This window comes from Trabulsiella odontotermitis (genome assembly GCF_001297775.1).
Lineage (GTDB): Bacteria > Pseudomonadota > Gammaproteobacteria > Enterobacterales > Enterobacteriaceae > Trabulsiella > Trabulsiella odontotermitis.
In genome coordinates this window covers 371,997-386,663 of record NZ_LIFX01000002.1, presented here as the reverse complement: position 1 = coordinate 386,663, position 14,667 = coordinate 371,997, and the positions used below count along the sequence as shown (strand labels likewise).

General features: G+C 54.1%; 15 protein-coding genes and 1 rRNA gene. 8 read left to right on the top strand and 8 right to left on the bottom strand.

The features are described 5' to 3' along the window. Nucleotides 1–17: 17 nt before the first annotated feature. Both AOY23_RS03570 and gmhB read right to left on the bottom strand, forming a co-directional pair. Nucleotides 18–1,559 (bottom strand): 16S ribosomal RNA (locus AOY23_RS03570). A 375-nt stretch (nt 1,560–1,934) separates the two neighbouring features. Next, nucleotides 1,935–2,498 (bottom strand): D-glycero-beta-D-manno-heptose 1,7-bisphosphate 7-phosphatase, encoded by a 564-nt coding sequence (gmhB, locus tag AOY23_RS03565; RefSeq protein ID WP_054178447.1) that lies wholly within the window; start codon nt 2,496–2,498, stop codon nt 1,935–1,937. A gap of 187 nt (nt 2,499–2,685) precedes the next feature. On the opposite strand from gmhB, the gene metN reads away from it, so the two are divergent. The 6 genes from metN (at nt 2,686) to proS (ending at nt 8,256) form a co-directional block, all read left to right on the top strand. Beyond that, nucleotides 2,686–3,717, top strand: a complete 1,032-nt coding sequence (gene metN / locus AOY23_RS03560; RefSeq protein ID WP_054178446.1) for a methionine ABC transporter ATP-binding protein MetN — start codon at nt 2,686–2,688, stop codon at nt 3,715–3,717. Continuing rightward, a complete protein-coding gene (locus tag AOY23_RS03555) occupies nt 3,710–4,363 on the top strand; it encodes a methionine ABC transporter permease MetI (RefSeq protein ID WP_054178445.1) in 654 nt (217 codons plus the stop codon). The genes metN and AOY23_RS03555 overlap by 8 nt, the downstream gene beginning before the upstream one ends. Nucleotides 4,364–4,392: 29 nt before the next feature. Then, nucleotides 4,393–5,208, top strand: a complete 816-nt coding sequence (locus AOY23_RS03550) for a MetQ/NlpA family lipoprotein (RefSeq protein WP_054178444.1) — start codon at nt 4,393–4,395, stop codon at nt 5,206–5,208. A gap of 108 nt (nt 5,209–5,316) precedes the next feature. Continuing rightward, on the top strand, nt 5,317–5,721 hold the full coding sequence (gene rcsF, locus AOY23_RS03545; RefSeq protein WP_038155493.1) for an Rcs stress response system protein RcsF: 405 nt from the start codon (nt 5,317–5,319) through the stop codon (nt 5,719–5,721). Beyond that, nucleotides 5,718–6,425: a tRNA (N6-threonylcarbamoyladenosine(37)-N6)-methyltransferase TrmO gene (gene tsaA, locus AOY23_RS03540; RefSeq protein WP_054178443.1), complete on the top strand. Its 708-nt coding sequence runs from the start codon at nt 5,718–5,720 to the stop codon at nt 6,423–6,425. The genes rcsF and tsaA overlap by 4 nt, the downstream gene beginning before the upstream one ends. Nucleotides 6,426–6,537: 112 nt before the next feature. Then, nucleotides 6,538–8,256 (top strand): proline--tRNA ligase, encoded by a 1,719-nt coding sequence (proS, locus tag AOY23_RS03535; protein WP_054178442.1) that lies wholly within the window; start codon nt 6,538–6,540, stop codon nt 8,254–8,256. 38 nt (nt 8,257–8,294) lie between these two features. Here the strand turns inward: proS and nlpE are convergent, their stop codons facing one another. From nlpE to AOY23_RS03520, 3 genes are read right to left on the bottom strand one after another with little or no spacing between them, the layout of a single operon-like run. Next, complete coding sequence (gene nlpE / locus AOY23_RS03530) at nt 8,295–8,993, bottom strand: envelope stress response activation lipoprotein NlpE (RefSeq protein ID WP_054178441.1); 699 nt, start codon at nt 8,991–8,993, stop codon at nt 8,295–8,297. 33 nt (nt 8,994–9,026) lie between these two features. Then, nucleotides 9,027–9,449: an alternative ribosome rescue aminoacyl-tRNA hydrolase ArfB gene (gene arfB / locus AOY23_RS03525; protein WP_054178440.1), complete on the bottom strand. Its 423-nt coding sequence runs from the start codon at nt 9,447–9,449 to the stop codon at nt 9,027–9,029. Then, complete coding sequence (locus AOY23_RS03520; protein WP_054178439.1) at nt 9,446–9,991, bottom strand: YaeQ family protein; 546 nt, start codon at nt 9,989–9,991, stop codon at nt 9,446–9,448. Before AOY23_RS03520 ends, arfB begins: the two co-directional genes overlap by 4 nt. Nucleotides 9,992–10,188: 197 nt before the next feature. On the opposite strand from AOY23_RS03520, the gene AOY23_RS03515 reads away from it, so the two are divergent. After that, nucleotides 10,189–10,389 (top strand): YaeP family protein, encoded by a 201-nt coding sequence (locus AOY23_RS03515; RefSeq protein WP_054178438.1) that lies wholly within the window; start codon nt 10,189–10,191, stop codon nt 10,387–10,389. Further along, on the top strand, nt 10,376–10,636 hold the full coding sequence (rof, locus tag AOY23_RS03510; protein ID WP_049847512.1) for a Rho-binding antiterminator: 261 nt from the start codon (nt 10,376–10,378) through the stop codon (nt 10,634–10,636). Before AOY23_RS03515 ends, rof begins: the two co-directional genes overlap by 14 nt. A 1-nt stretch (nt 10,637) precedes the next feature. Here rof and tilS read toward each other — a convergent pair whose 3' ends face one another. From tilS to ldcC, 3 genes are all read right to left on the bottom strand, one after another. Further along, complete coding sequence (gene tilS / locus AOY23_RS03505) at nt 10,638–11,954, bottom strand: tRNA lysidine(34) synthetase TilS (protein WP_054178437.1); 1,317 nt, start codon at nt 11,952–11,954, stop codon at nt 10,638–10,640. Between the two features lie 64 nt (nt 11,955–12,018). After that, on the bottom strand, nt 12,019–12,408 hold the full coding sequence (locus AOY23_RS03500; RefSeq protein ID WP_054178436.1) for a VOC family protein: 390 nt from the start codon (nt 12,406–12,408) through the stop codon (nt 12,019–12,021). Between the two features lie 60 nt (nt 12,409–12,468). After that, a complete protein-coding gene (gene ldcC, locus AOY23_RS03495) occupies nt 12,469–14,607 on the bottom strand; it encodes a lysine decarboxylase LdcC (protein WP_054178435.1) in 2,139 nt (712 codons plus the stop codon). Nucleotides 14,608–14,667: the final 60 nt, after the last annotated feature.

Here is a 14,667-nt window from a genome sequence, read left to right as displayed (position 1 = left end):
AGGCAGGTTCTTTCAGGTAAGGAGGTGATCCAACCGCAGGTTCCCCTACGGTTACCTTGTTACGACTTCACCCCAGTCATGAATCACAAAGTGGTAAGCGCCCTCCCGAAGGTTAAGCTACCTACTTCTTTTGCAACCCACTCCCATGGTGTGACGGGCGGTGTGTACAAGGCCCGGGAACGTATTCACCGTGGCATTCTGATCCACGATTACTAGCGATTCCGACTTCGTGGAGTCGAGTTGCAGACTCCAGTCCGGACTACGACATACTTTATGAGGTCCGCTTGCTCTCGCGAGGTCGCTTCTCTTTGTATATGCCATTGTAGCACGTGTGTAGCCCTGGTCGTAAGGGCCATGATGACTTGACGTCATCCCCACCTTCCTCCAGTTTATCACTGGCAGTCTCCTTTGAGTTCCCGGCCGGACCGCTGGCAACAAAGGATAAGGGTTGCGCTCGTTGCGGGACTTAACCCAACATTTCACAACACGAGCTGACGACAGCCATGCAGCACCTGTCTCACGGTTCCCGAAGGCACATTCTCATCTCTGAAAACTTCCGTGGATGTCAAGACCAGGTAAGGTTCTTCGCGTTGCATCGAATTAAACCACATGCTCCACCGCTTGTGCGGGCCCCCGTCAATTCATTTGAGTTTTAACCTTGCGGCCGTACTCCCCAGGCGGTCGACTTAACGCGTTAGCTCCGGAAGCCACGCCTCAAGGGCACAACCTCCAAGTCGACATCGTTTACGGCGTGGACTACCAGGGTATCTAATCCTGTTTGCTCCCCACGCTTTCGCACCTGAGCGTCAGTCTTTGTCCAGGGGGCCGCCTTCGCCACCGGTATTCCTCCAGATCTCTACGCATTTCACCGCTACACCTGGAATTCTACCCCCCTCTACAAGACTCAAGCCTGCCAGTTTCGGATGCAGTTCCCGGGTTGAGCCCGGGGATTTCACATCCGACTTGACAGACCGCCTGCGTGCGCTTTACGCCCAGTAATTCCGATTAACGCTTGCACCCTCCGTATTACCGCGGCTGCTGGCACGGAGTTAGCCGGTGCTTCTTCTGCGGGTAACGTCAATTGCTGCGGTTATTAACCACAACACCTTCCTCCCCGCTGAAAGTACTTTACAACCCGAAGGCCTTCTTCATACACGCGGCATGGCTGCATCAGGCTTGCGCCCATTGTGCAATATTCCCCACTGCTGCCTCCCGTAGGAGTCTGGACCGTGTCTCAGTTCCAGTGTGGCTGGTCATCCTCTCAGACCAGCTAGGGATCGTCGCCTAGGTGAGCCGTTACCCCACCTACTAGCTAATCCCATCTGGGCACATCTGATGGCATGAGGCCCGAAGGTCCCCCACTTTGGTCCGAAGACGTTATGCGGTATTAGCTACCGTTTCCAGTAGTTATCCCCCTCCATCAGGCAGTTTCCCAGACATTACTCACCCGTCCGCCGCTCGCCGGCGGGAAAGCAAGCTTTCCCCCGCTGCCGCTCGACTTGCATGTGTTAGGCCTGCCGCCAGCGTTCAATCTGAGCCATGATCAAACTCTTCAATTCAAGTTTGATGCTCTAAGAATTAAACTTCGTAATGAATTACGTGTTCACTCTTTGAGACTTGGTATTCATTTTTCGTCCGAAGACGTTAAGAATCCATGTCACTCCGAGTGCCCACACAGATTGTCTGATAAATTGTTAAAGAGCAGTTGCGACGCGGCTTACAGCGCACTGTCGCGAGGTGGCGTATATTACGCTTTCCTCTTTCAGAGTCAACCCTAATTTCTCAGGATTTTTACTCTTCCGACTCACCGTCGCTGTGTGATGTTTGTCATCAGCGCCGTGTCGATGGAGGCGCATTATAGGGGGCCTGCGAGGAATGACAAGCGGAAAAATTCATTTTTATTTCAACCGCTCATCTTTTCGTCATAACGTTGATTATTTCTGCTTTTTGATAGCCGTTGGCAGATCGGCAAGACTATTAATCACCCAATCGGCTGCTTTTTCAGCCTCTTCCGTCACTGGCTTACCGGTACGCACCAGCACTTTAGTGCCGACTTCTGCCGCGGTCGCCGCCTGCATATCTTCCAGCTTGTCGCCCACCATGTAAGACGCCGCCATATCAATGTGCAGATAATCACGCGCAGAGATCAGCATTCCCGGATGCGGTTTACGGCAATCACACACCTGGCGGAACTCCTCTACACTGCCTTGCGGATGATGCGGACAATAGTAGATACCATCCAGATCCACACCGCGGTCAGCCAGTGACCAGTCCATCCACTCGGTCAGTGTTTCAAACTGCGCTTCGGTAAATTTGCCGCGCGCAATCCCGGACTGGTTGGTCACCAGTACCAGAGCAAAACCCATCTCTTTGAGTTCACGCATGGCATCAATGACGCCATCAATAAACTCAAAATCATCGATTTCATGCACATAGCCGTGATCAATATTTATCGTGCCATCACGATCGAGAAAAACTGCGGGTACTGACTTTGCCACGATGAGCTCCTGAATATAGCCTGTGCCGCTAGTATCGCATGTTTCGTCACGCAAGAAAGTGCTCATTATTGAAAGTCGGATTGATTTAGACGTCTGGATGCCTTAACATCCATTTCATTGACGGCCTTCGTGCTCGTCCGGCAGTAAAAAATGCCACGGCTACCATTTAAACGATAATAAATATCTAATGATTAAACTTTCGAATATCACCAAAGTGTTCCAGCAGGGAAACCGTACTATTCAGGCTCTCAATGATGTCAGCCTGCATGTACCTGCCGGGCAAATCTATGGCGTCATTGGCGCCTCCGGTGCGGGTAAAAGTACACTGATTCGTTGTGTGAATCTGCTGGAGCGCCCGACTCAGGGCAGCGTACTGGTTGACGGCCAGGAGCTGACGACGCTCTCAGAATCTGCACTGACCAAAGCACGTCGCCAGATCGGCATGATTTTCCAGCACTTTAACCTGCTCGCGTCCCGCACCGTTTTTGGTAACGTCGCGTTGCCACTGGAACTCGATAACACCCCGAAAGAAGAAATAAAGCGTCGCGTGACTGAGCTGCTGGATCTCGTCGGCCTGAGCGATAAACACGACAGCTATCCGGCAAACCTGTCGGGCGGTCAAAAGCAGCGCGTCGCCATTGCGCGTGCGCTGGCCAGCAACCCCAAAGTGCTGCTGTGTGATGAAGCCACCAGCGCGCTCGACCCGGCCACCACGCGCTCCATTCTGGAATTGCTGAAAGACATCAATCGTCGTCTGGGCCTGACCATTCTGTTGATTACACATGAGATGGATGTAGTGAAACGCATCTGCGATTGTGTTGCGGTCATTAGCAACGGTCAGTTGATTGAGCAGGATACGGTGAGCGAAGTGTTCTCCCATCCGAAAACCCCGCTGGCGCAGCAGTTCATTCAGTCGACGCTGCATCTGGATATCCCGGAAGATTACCTGGCGCGTCTGAAAGACTTCCCGCAGTCAGGCAGTGTTCCCATGCTACGCATGGAATTTACGGGTCAGTCCGTAGACGCCCCGCTGCTCTCCGAAACCGCGCGTCGCTTTAACGTGAATAACAATATCATCAGCGCGCAGATGGATTACGCCGGTGGCGTTAAGTTCGGCATCATGCTGACCGAAATGCACGGAACACAACAAGATACGCAAGCCGCCATTGCCTGGCTGCAGGAACGCCACGTAAAAGTAGAGGTACTGGGTTATGTCTGAGCCAATGATGTGGTTACTGGCCCGCGGCGTCTGGGAGACGCTGGCGATGACCTTCGTCTCCGGCCTGTTCGGTTTTGTCCTCGGCCTGCCCGTGGGTGTTCTGCTGTATGTTACCCGTCCGGGGCAGATCGTGGAAAATGCGAAGCTCTACCGCACCGTTTCGGCGCTGGTGAATATCTTCCGTTCGATTCCTTTTATTATTCTGCTGGTGTGGATGATCCCGTTCACCCGACTGATGGTCGGTACGTCCATCGGTTTGCAGGCGGCGATTGTCCCGCTGACGGTCGGGGCGGCGCCGTTTATCGCCCGTATGGTGGAAAATGCATTACTGGAAATTCCTACCGGGCTGATTGAAGCGTCCCGCGCCATGGGCGCCACGCCGATGCAGATCGTCCGCAAAGTGCTTCTGCCGGAAGCGCTGCCAGGCCTGGTGAATGCGGCTACGATTACCCTTATCACGCTGGTGGGTTATTCAGCGATGGGGGGTGCCGTCGGCGCCGGTGGTCTCGGCCAGATTGGCTATCAGTACGGGTATATCGGCTATAACGCGACAGTAATGAATACGGTACTGGTTTTACTCGTAGTTTTAGTTTATTTAATTCAATTCTGCGGCGATCGTATCGTCCGGACTGTGACTCACAAATAACGTAATACACAACATACAAAGGAAATAACATGGCGTTCAATTTGAAGACTTTTGCGGCCGTGGGTGCCCTGCTTGGTTCTCTGGCTCTCGTGGGTTGCGGTCAGGATGAAAAAGATCCGAACCACATTAAAGTAGGTATCATTGTTGGCGCTGAGCAACAGGTTGCTGAAGTCGCGCAGAAAGTGGCGAAAGAGAAATACGGTCTGGACGTTGAACTGGTAACCTTTAATGATTACGTTCTGCCAAACGAAGCGCTGAGCAAAGGCGATATCGATGCGAACGCTTTCCAGCACAAACCGTACCTCGATCAGCAGATCAAAGATCGTGGCTACAAACTGGTGCCAGTCGGAAACACCTTCGTGTACCCGATCGCCGGTTACTCCAAAAAAATCAAAACGCTGGATGAGCTGCAGCCGGAATCACAGGTTGCGGTTCCGAACGATCCGACCAACCTTGGCCGTTCCCTGCTGCTGCTGCAGAAAGTGGGTCTGATCAAACTGAAAGATGGCGTGGGCCTGCTGCCAACCGTGCTGGATATCGAGCAGAACCCGAAAAACCTGAAAATTGTTGAACTGGAAGCGCCGCAGTTGCCGCGCTCTCTGGACGACGCGCAGATTGCGCTGGCTGTCATCAACACCACGTACGCCAGCCAGATCAACCTGACACCGGCGAAAGACGGCATCTTTGTTGAAGATAAAGAGTCTCCGTACGTTAACCTGATCGTTTCCCGCGAAGATAACAAAGACGCCGAAAACGTGAAGAAATTCGTTGAAGCGTATCAGTCTGACGAAGTGGCTGCTGCGGCCGACAAAATCTTTAACGGCGGTGCGGTGAAAGGCTGGTAATCTCTTTCCCCAGTTAATATCATTCAGGACGGGCTTATGCCCGTCTTGTCATTTTGACCAGCACCTGATTCAATAACCGCCTGGTTTACCATTCATTGAGGAAATATTATGCGTGCTTTACCGATCTGTTTACTGGCACTCATGTTAAGCGGCTGTTCCATGCTAAGCAGATCTCCTGTCGAACCCGTACAAAGCACCGCAACGCCGCCCAAAACGGAAACCGTCAAACCCAAAGCACCGCGCCCTGTTCCGGTAAAAATTTACACCAAAGCAGAAGATCTGCTCGGTAAACCTTTCCGCGAACTCGGTGAAGTCTCCGGCGATTCCTGCCAGGCGTCCAATCAGGACTCTCCGCCAAACATTCCAACCGCGCGGAAACGTATGCAGATCAACGCCTCTAAAATGAAGGCGAACGCGGTTCTGCTGCACAGTTGCGAAGTGACCAGCGGTACGCCGGGTTGCTATCGTCAGGCGGTATGTATCGGTTCGGCCCTCAACGTTTCGGCGAAATGAGTGCGTTTCAGTTTGAGCAAATAGGCGTCATTCGCTCTCCCTATAAAGAGAAGTTTGCCGTTCCCCGCCAGCCGGGGCTGGTGAAAAGCCAGGGCGGCGAACTTCATTTGCTTCCCCCCTACAATCAGGCCGAGGCCGTTCGTGGTCTTGAAGGCTTCAGCCATTTGTGGGTGTTGTTTGTTTTTCATCAGACGATGGACGGCGGCTGGCGCCCTACTGTCAGGCCGCCGCGTCTTGGCGGTAATGCCCGCATGGGCGTTTTTGCCACACGTTCCACCTTCCGTCCGAATCCGATCGGCATGTCGCTGGTTGAACTGAAGGGCATCCGCTGTCAGAAAGATCAGGTGATCCTGCAACTGGGCAGTCTGGATCTGGTGGACGGCACGCCGGTCATCGACATTAAACCTTACCTGCCGTTTGCCGAAGCGCTGCCGGACGCTACCGCCAGCTACGCGCAACAGGCACCGCCAGCCAGCATGTCCGTCAGCTTTACCGACGACGTTGAAACACAGTTATTACAGCTGGAAAAACGGTATCCGCAGTTGAAAACGTTCATTTGTGACGTTCTGGCTCAGGATCCGCGTCCGGCGTATCGAAAAGAGGAAGAAAGCGGGAAAACCTATGCTGTCTGGCTGCTGGATTTCAACGTTCGCTGGCGCGTAAACGGTAACGGATTCGAAGTCTTTGCGCTGGAACCGCGCTAATTTTATTTTTCCTCTCTTTTGGCATCTTTGCCACACTGGTAAACTAAACCACTTTTTTTGAATCAGGCTCGCCCTGAGCCTGTTCCAATCGTCCAAATGGAATCGTAACAACATGCGTACTAGCCAATATCTGCTCTCCACTCTGAAGGAGACACCTGCCGACGCCGAAGTCATCAGTCATCAGCTGATGCTGCGCGCCGGGATGATCCGCAAGCTGGCCTCCGGGTTATACACCTGGCTGCCAACCGGCCTGCGCGTCCTGAAAAAAGTCGAAAACATCGTGCGTGAAGAGATGAACAACGCCGGTGCGATTGAGGTGTCTATGCCAGTGGTTCAGCCCGCTGACCTATGGCAGGAGAGTGGTCGTTGGGAGCAGTATGGCCCGGAGCTGCTGCGCTTTGTTGATCGTGGCGATCGTCCGTTCGTCCTCGGCCCGACCCACGAAGAGGTGATCACCGATCTGATCCGTAACGAGCTGAACTCTTACAAACAGCTGCCGCTGAACTTCTTCCAGATCCAGACCAAGTTCCGTGATGAAGTGCGCCCGCGCTTTGGTGTCATGCGTTCCCGCGAATTCCTGATGAAGGATGCGTACTCTTTCCATACCTCACAGGAATCCTTACAGGAAACCTACGATGCGATGTATGCCGCTTACAGCAAAATCTTCTCCCGCATGGGTCTGGATTTCCGCGCGGTGCAGGCCGACACCGGCTCTATCGGCGGTAGCGCCTCTCATGAATTCCAGGTGCTGGCGCAGAGCGGCGAAGATGACGTGATCTTCTCCGACAGCTCCGATTTCGCCGCTAACATTGAATTTGCAGAAGCGCTTGCGCCAAAAACGCCGCGCGCGGCTGCAACACAGGAAATGACGCTGGTTGATACGCCGAACGCGAAAACCATCGCCGAGCTGGTTGAGCAGTTCAATCTGCCGATTGAGAAAACCGTCAAAACCCTGCTGGTGAAAACGGTGGAAGGCAGCGAATATCCGCTGATTGCGCTGCTGGTCCGTGGCGATCACGAACTGAACGAAGTGAAAGCAGAGAAGCTGCCGCAAGTGGCAAGCCCGCTGACCTTCGCCACCGAAGCGGAAATCCGCGCTGTGGTCAATGCCGGTCCGGGTTCCCTTGGCCCGGTGAATATGCCGGTACCGGTGGTGATCGACCGCACTGTGGCGGCGATGAGCGATTTCGGCGCTGGCGCGAACATCGATGGTAAACACTACTTTGGTATCAACTGGGATCGCGACGTCGCGACGCCAGAAGTGGCTGACATCCGTAACGTGGTTGCTGGCGATCCGAGCCCGGACGGTCAGGGTACGCTGGTTATCAAACGCGGTATCGAAGTAGGTCACATCTTCCAGCTTGGCACCAAGTATTCTCAGGCGATGAATGCCGCCGTGCAGGGTGAAGATGGTCGTAACCAGATCCTGACGATGGGCTGTTACGGTATCGGCGTGACACGTGTGGTTGCCGCCGCGATCGAACAGAACAACGATGAGCGCGGTATCGTCTGGCCGGACGCTATTGCGCCGTTCCAGGTCGCGATCCTGCCGATGAACATGCACAAATCCTACCGCGTACAGGAACTGGCGGAAAAACTGTACAACGAACTGCGCGCGCAGGGAATTGACGTGCTGATGGATGACCGTAAAGAGCGTCCGGGCGTGATGTTCGCCGATATGGAACTGATTGGTATCCCTCACACCATCGTGATTGGCGACCGTAACCTTGATAACGACGATATCGAATATAAATACCGTCGTTCAGGTGAGAAGCAGCTGATTAAAACCGGCGATATTCTCAATTACCTGGTCACTGCCATTAAGGGCTAAGCCGACAAAAAAGCCTCGCGATTGCGAGGCTTTTTTTATCACTCATTACAGTCTTTGCCGGGGATAAATTTTGATCCTTTATCCGCCATCAGCGTTTTGGTCATTTCACCGGTATCCGGATTTGGCTCAAGGGTGAAATGCCCTTCGACCACCAGCAAAATAGGTTTTGTTTCGGTACCACGCGCAACGGCATAATCACGTTCCAGTTGGGCGTTATTAGCTACCGCGACGCGCTGACCCGTTGCACAATCAGTAAAGATGGCGGCGTCAGCCATATAAAAATACATTCCACGCATCGCCATCGGCGTCGTCGGCAGGCTTGCCTTTACCGGTTCAAGCGAATAATTCAATGTCGATTCAATCGGGTTACCGTCGCGATCGAGCATTTCCAGTTTATTGCCCTTCGCACGATAGTAAGACTTCTCGCCACCGCTGTCGGTCAGCACCAGCTTATCCGCCGTGCGCGCCCAGGTACCATACGATGCAAACGAAGACGGTTCGTGTTGCACGCCCTGATAGCGTTCGTTCATCACCCAGGTGCCGTCTTTTTCCAGGAATAATGACGTCTCAATACCTTCGCAATCCGCACAAGGTAAAACACCACGCCAGCTTTGCTGCATCGGGGTTAATTCTTCCGACTGCGGCGCCAGCACCGTATCCACTTCAGCACGGTTATTACAGCCGATGAGTGCAAAGAGTGTGCAGGCTGCAGCCACGGTTAATATCGCTTTCTTCACCTTGAATTCCTTATTCTCAATGATTTTTCTTCGTCACGATGAGGAATGACGAACTTTACCGCGCAGCGCTTTTACCGAGGATTTCTGAGCCTTTGAGGCCAGTCTGCGTTCTTTCGACGCTTTTGTGGGTCGGGTTGATTTACGATGCTTCTGCACGGCGGTTAATTCTTTTATGACGCTCACCAGGCGAGCCAGTGCGGCTTCCCGATTCATCTCCTGGCTGCGATATTCCTGCGCCTTTATCACGATCACGCCATCTTCAGTAATTAAATGATGGCTGGCGGCCAGCAGGCGTTCCTTGTAGTACTCTGGCAGGCTTGAGGCCCGAATGTCAAAGCGCAAATGTATGGCCGTTGAGGCTTTATTAACATGCTGCCCGCCCGCGCCCTGCGCACGGATCGCCGTAATCACCACTTCATCGTCAGCCAGGGAGACATTTCGCGAAAGGGTGATCATGCCTGCTGTTGCCAGGGGGTTAAATGAATTTCCAGATTATTCTGATCGTCCGACAGCCAGATGGCGCCATCCTGTAACGTTGCCTGCAACGTCATGGTGCGGGCGGCAAAGGCGCTCAACGTTGCTAATTGCGCATCGTCGAGATACCAGATCGACAGATTATCAAACGACGCCATCTTCGCCTGATTCTGCTGCCACCAGACTTCCGCCGCGCGGCTGTTATAGGTAAACAGCGCCACCGCCTGCGAACGGGAGCAGGCTTTTTTGATCCGGCGCTCGTCCGGCAGCCCCAGTTCAATCCATAAATCAATCGCTAAGTGATCGTTTAACAGCCACAGCTCGGGTTCATCATCCGCACTTAATCCGCGCGTAAACTGCAACCGCTCATCGGCATATTTGAGCCATGCCAGCAAACGCAGCATCATTCGCTCTTCGGTTTCCGAAGGGTGACGCGCCAGTGTCAGGTTAGCATCCAGAAACTGATTGCGGTCGAGGTCGGCAACGTTCACTGTCGCCTTATATATTGTCGCTTTCAGCGCCATGAGGTCACTCCTGCAAAAATTGGCGGTTATTGTAACGAAATCCGTGACAAAAGGCTGTCACGAATTCGCGGAGTTAACGCTCATCCTGCTGATATTGCTTTGATGGGTATGGTATAGTCACCTTGCTAAACAGAGTTTATCTTCGTAGGCTTAAACTTGCATCCCACGGTTAAGTCAGAACGCTGACAGGAGGGCATGTGGAAAAGTATTGTGAGTTAATACGCGCGAGATATGCGGAAATTGCCAGCGGAGATTTAGGGTATATCCCGGATGCGCTGGGTTGTGTGCTGAAGGCATTGAACGATGTTGCATCTGATCATGCCGTTTCAGAGTCGGTCAGGGAAAAAGCAGCCTATGCCGCTGCGAACTTACTGGTGAGCGATTATGTCAATGAATGATACTTATCAACCCATCAATTGTGATGACTATGACAATCTCGAACTCGCCTGCCAGCATCATCTGATCCTGACGCTGGAGCTGAAAGATGGTGAAGTCCTGAAAGCGAAGGCCAATGACCTGCTGTCACGCAAAAACGTGGAGTATCTGGTCGTCGACGTCTCCGGTGAAACCCGGGAGCTACGTCTTGATAAAATCGCCAGCTTCAGTCATCCGGAAATCGGCACCGTAGTGGTCAGCGAGTCGTAATTTATGAACGGGCAGGCAACTGCCCGTTTTTTATCCATTCCAGTTGTACGCCATTCCCCTCTTCTGCCAGACCGTCCTGCGTCACGAACTGACCCGCCGCTGCAATCAACGTCTCACCATAAAACAGCAGCGGCGTCGTGTCCCGTAGCCAGGGCGCGACGCCCAGTTCCTGCCAGATTTTTTTCAGCTTACGGCTCCCGTTGCGCCCCACAATGCGCAGCATACCCGGTGCTTTAAACCGCACACTGACGACATCATCGTCCGTCGGTGCGCGAACCAGCCCGCCCGGTGTCAGTCGTAGCTGACCGAGATTATCCGGCAGTGTGAGCACGGTCGAAGGCGACGACCAGGCAATCACGCACTCCGCCTGGCTGGCGTGTGTTTTTAGCCACCACAGCCGGTGCTGAAAACGACGGATTTCAAACTCGCCAAAACGCAGACAGGGGTTCGCATCCTCACGGGCCTGCGCCACTTCGTCCCAGAGTCGCTGAAGACTTTCCCGGGAAGGCATCGGCGCCTGTTGTTGCGCCAGCCAGCGTCGCAGCAGCGCGGCACGGCGCACCTCACTGACCCGCTCCAGCGGCGCGATGGCCAGCGCCCCTTCGCTGTCCGTCAGCGTTGCCAGCTCATCGGTCAGCAGCTCATCCAGCAGTTTTTCCTGCTCACCACACAGTTGCGCACTGCGTGCCACTGCATCAGCAAAATGCGGCCAGCGGTCGGTAAGCGCAGGCACCACGCGCAGGCGCAGAAAATTACGATCGTAGGTATCGTCCTGATTGGATTCGTCTTCAATCCAGCTCAGCGCATGATCCCGTGCCCACTGCAACAGCGATGCGCGGGACGTATTCAGTAACGGGCGCAGAAGTTTCGTCCCCGCGAAATCCGCCTGAGCAGGCATCGCCGACAATCCCGCCGGTCCGCTGCCACGCTTTAACGCCAGCAAAAAGGTTTCGCACTGATCGTTCAGATGCTGTGCCGTGACCAGCACATCGCCAGGCGTCAGCGCCTCACGAAAAGCGGTATAACGCGCCAGCCGCGCATGTGCTTCCGTTCCCTTGCCTTCATCCACCAGCGTGACACGGACAACCTCCAGCGGGATTTCCCACTGCGCACAACGCTGCTGGCAATGCACCACCCAGTCATCAGCGTTAGCGCTGAGGCCGTGATGAATGTGAATCGCACGCAGTTGAATGTCCGGGTTCTCCTGCCGCCAGCACATCAACTGGTGCAGCAACACGGTCGAGTCAAGCCCGCCGCTAAACGCGACCAGGAAACGACGCCAGGGAGAGAGAAATTGAGCGATTGCCGGGGTTGTCATGATGGTATTGCATTAAAGAAGCCTAACCCGGCACGTTACCGGGCTAAGTCTGTGATGACAAGTGTTATTGCTGATAGAGTTCCAGCGGCAGACCGTCAGGATCGTTAAAAAAGGTAAAACGCTTATCGGTGAAAGGATCGACGCGAATCGCTTCGCAGCGTACGCCTTTGCCTTCGAGGTGAGCGACGGCCTGGTCGATATCCTCTACGCTGAATGCCAGATGGCGCAATCCGCAGGCTTCCGGGCGACTCGGGCGCTCAGGCGGAAACGGAAAGGAGAACAGTTCAATCACATATTGCCCGTTCAGCGCCAGATCGCCTTTCCAGGAGTCACGCGCCTCGCGATACGCTTCACTCTGCAGCGTAAAACCGAGAATGTCGCAGTAGAATGCTTTGCTCTTCGCGTAATCCGACGCAATGATGGCAATGTGGTGAACCTGTTTTAAACCCAGCATGGAAATCCTCCTTTAAATATTCCAGCACGTTACCCGCCCGCGACCGATGCGCGCAACCCTTCAGTCATTTTTTAAGACTCGTACCCTATAGATGCCATCCTCACCGCGCCGCGCACCGTGGATGTCGGTTTCGAAGCCGGGATAATGGTGCCCGATAGAGCACAGCATCAGCAGGAAATCGAGCACTGACCGGCTCTCTTTGGTGATCATTTCACCCGGCATCAACAGCGGTACACCCGGCGGATAAGGCAGGATCATATTCGCCGAAACGCGTCCCACCAGGTGTTCGAGCTCGATGGTTTCCACTTCGCCTTTAATCTGCCGTTGCCATGCCTGATGCGGTGTCATGACCATCTCCGGAAGCACATCAAATGCGCGCAGCATCAGGTGCGAAAGCTGGTGCTGGCGAATCAGTTTGTGGATCCCCTGCGCCAGATCCTGAATGCGCATGTTGCGGTAGAAGTCAGGATCTTCGGCATAGAGATCAGGTAGCATATTTTTGACGCGCAAATTGAGATCATAAGCGCGTTTAAACTCCGTCAGCCCACGCAGAAGCCCCATTGCCCGGGTTTTATCAATGCCGATGCTGAACAAAAACAGCAGATTGTAAGGACCGGTTTTTTCCACCACCACGCCGCGTTCGTCGAGGAATTTGGCCACCAGCGCCGCCGGGATCCCTTCATCGCTCATGTTGCCCTGCTCATCCATGCCTGGCGTCAGAATGGTCACTTTTACCGGATCGAGAAACATATGATCCGCGTCGGCATCGGCGAAACCGTGCCAGTCTTCACCTGGCGCGACCGGCCAGCATTCCGCGTCGTCTACCGCTTCCGGCTGCCAGATATCAAAGAACCAGCCTTCCGACTCTTCCCGCAACCGTTGTACTTCTTTACGGAAATGCAGCGCGCGCTCGACCGAGCGATGAATCAGCCGCTTGCCCGGGTTCCCCCGTAGCATCGCCGCCGCGGTTTCAATTGAGGCGACGATGGGATAACTCGGCGAGGTTGAGGTATGCATCATGAACGCTTCGTTAAATGCCTCTTCGTCGTAATCCCCTTTGATATGGATCAGCGACGCCTGCGACAGGGCCGCGAGCATCTTATGCGTTGACTGCGTCTCATAAATCACTTTGCCCGGCACCCGGTCGCCGCTCATCCCGCTTTTTCCCTGATAAATCGGATGAAAATGCGTATAGGGCACCCAGGCGGAATCAAAATGAATGGAGGGAACGTCCAGCGTCTGTTTAATCCAGGTGGTGTTATACAGCAGACCATCGTAGGTCGAATTGGTGATCACCGCATGCACCGGCCACTGCGCCTGCGGCGTGGTCGCCACTTTTTGCGCGAGGCTGTCGCGGGTGAATTCGCGTCGCGGAATGCCGCCCAGGATCCCCAGTGCGTTGCGCGTCGGCTTTAACCATAACGGCACCACATCGCTCATCATCAGCAGATGCGCGAGCGATTTGTGGCAGTTACGGTCGATAAGCAACGTACTGCCCGCAGGCGCGGCATACATACCGATGATTTTGTTCGAAGTGGAGGTGCCGTTAGTCACCATGTAACTCTGCTCGGCGCCAAAGGTGCGGGCGATATACTCTTCCGCTTCGAGATGTGGGCCAGTGTGATCGAGCAGCGAGCCCAGTTCCGTTACCGAAATCGACACGTCCGCTTTCAGCGTATTCCCGCCGAAAAAATCATAAAACAGGCACCCCACCGGACTTTTCTGGTAGGCCGTACCGCCCATGTGCCCTGGTGTGCAGAAGGTATATTTCCCCTCTTTCACGTACGTGAACAGCGCACGGGTAAATGGTGGGGTGATGTTATCCAGATACTCGCCGGTGTACTGCCGGATGCGGGAGGCGATGTCTTCCGCCTGCCCCAGCGCATACTCAAAGAACCACAGCGCCATGCGCATGTCGTGAACCGAGACGTCCATCGTCGAGTGAGTATCGATAAAAGCGTAGAGCGGGAGATATTCATTCAGCTGGTTTATCTCACTGCACAGATCGACGCTGTATTCGTCCCAGTCGAAAATCACGCCGCAAATGCGTGGATTATGCTCAATGAATTTGATCAGGTCGGCGCTGTTTTGCGGCCAGATAGTTTTGAATCCCTGTTGTGCCAGCGCCGCTTCCAGTTCCTTGATCGGCTCGTCTTTGTGGTAGACCCCGTGAGGCCCCATGATGGCAATAATATTCACGTGTTCCTCCAGGAAAACCTTTAGCTAATCATAGCCTGGCTACATCTCAGACATAAAAAA

Coding starts and splice junctions, on each gene's coding strand:
- metN (WP_054178446.1), top strand. CDS start 2,686: ATGATTAAACTTTCGAATATCACCAAAGTGTTCCAGCAGGGAAACCGT.
- AOY23_RS03555 (WP_054178445.1), top strand. CDS start 3,710: ATGTCTGAGCCAATGATGTGGTTACTGGCCCGCGGCGTCTGGGAGACG.
- AOY23_RS03550 (WP_054178444.1), top strand. CDS start 4,393: ATGGCGTTCAATTTGAAGACTTTTGCGGCCGTGGGTGCCCTGCTTGGT.
- rcsF (WP_038155493.1), top strand. CDS start 5,317: ATGCGTGCTTTACCGATCTGTTTACTGGCACTCATGTTAAGCGGCTGT.
- tsaA (WP_054178443.1), top strand. CDS start 5,718: ATGAGTGCGTTTCAGTTTGAGCAAATAGGCGTCATTCGCTCTCCCTAT.
- proS (WP_054178442.1), top strand. CDS start 6,538: ATGCGTACTAGCCAATATCTGCTCTCCACTCTGAAGGAGACACCTGCC.
- arfB (WP_054178440.1), bottom strand. CDS start 9,449: ATGATCACCCTTTCGCGAAATGTCTCCCTGGCTGACGATGAAGTGGTG.
- AOY23_RS03520 (WP_054178439.1), bottom strand. CDS start 9,991: ATGGCGCTGAAAGCGACAATATATAAGGCGACAGTGAACGTTGCCGAC.
- rof (WP_049847512.1), top strand. CDS start 10,376: ATGTCAATGAATGATACTTATCAACCCATCAATTGTGATGACTATGAC.
- tilS (WP_054178437.1), bottom strand. CDS start 11,954: ATGACAACCCCGGCAATCGCTCAATTTCTCTCTCCCTGGCGTCGTTTC.
- AOY23_RS03500 (WP_054178436.1), bottom strand. CDS start 12,408: ATGCTGGGTTTAAAACAGGTTCACCACATTGCCATCATTGCGTCGGAT.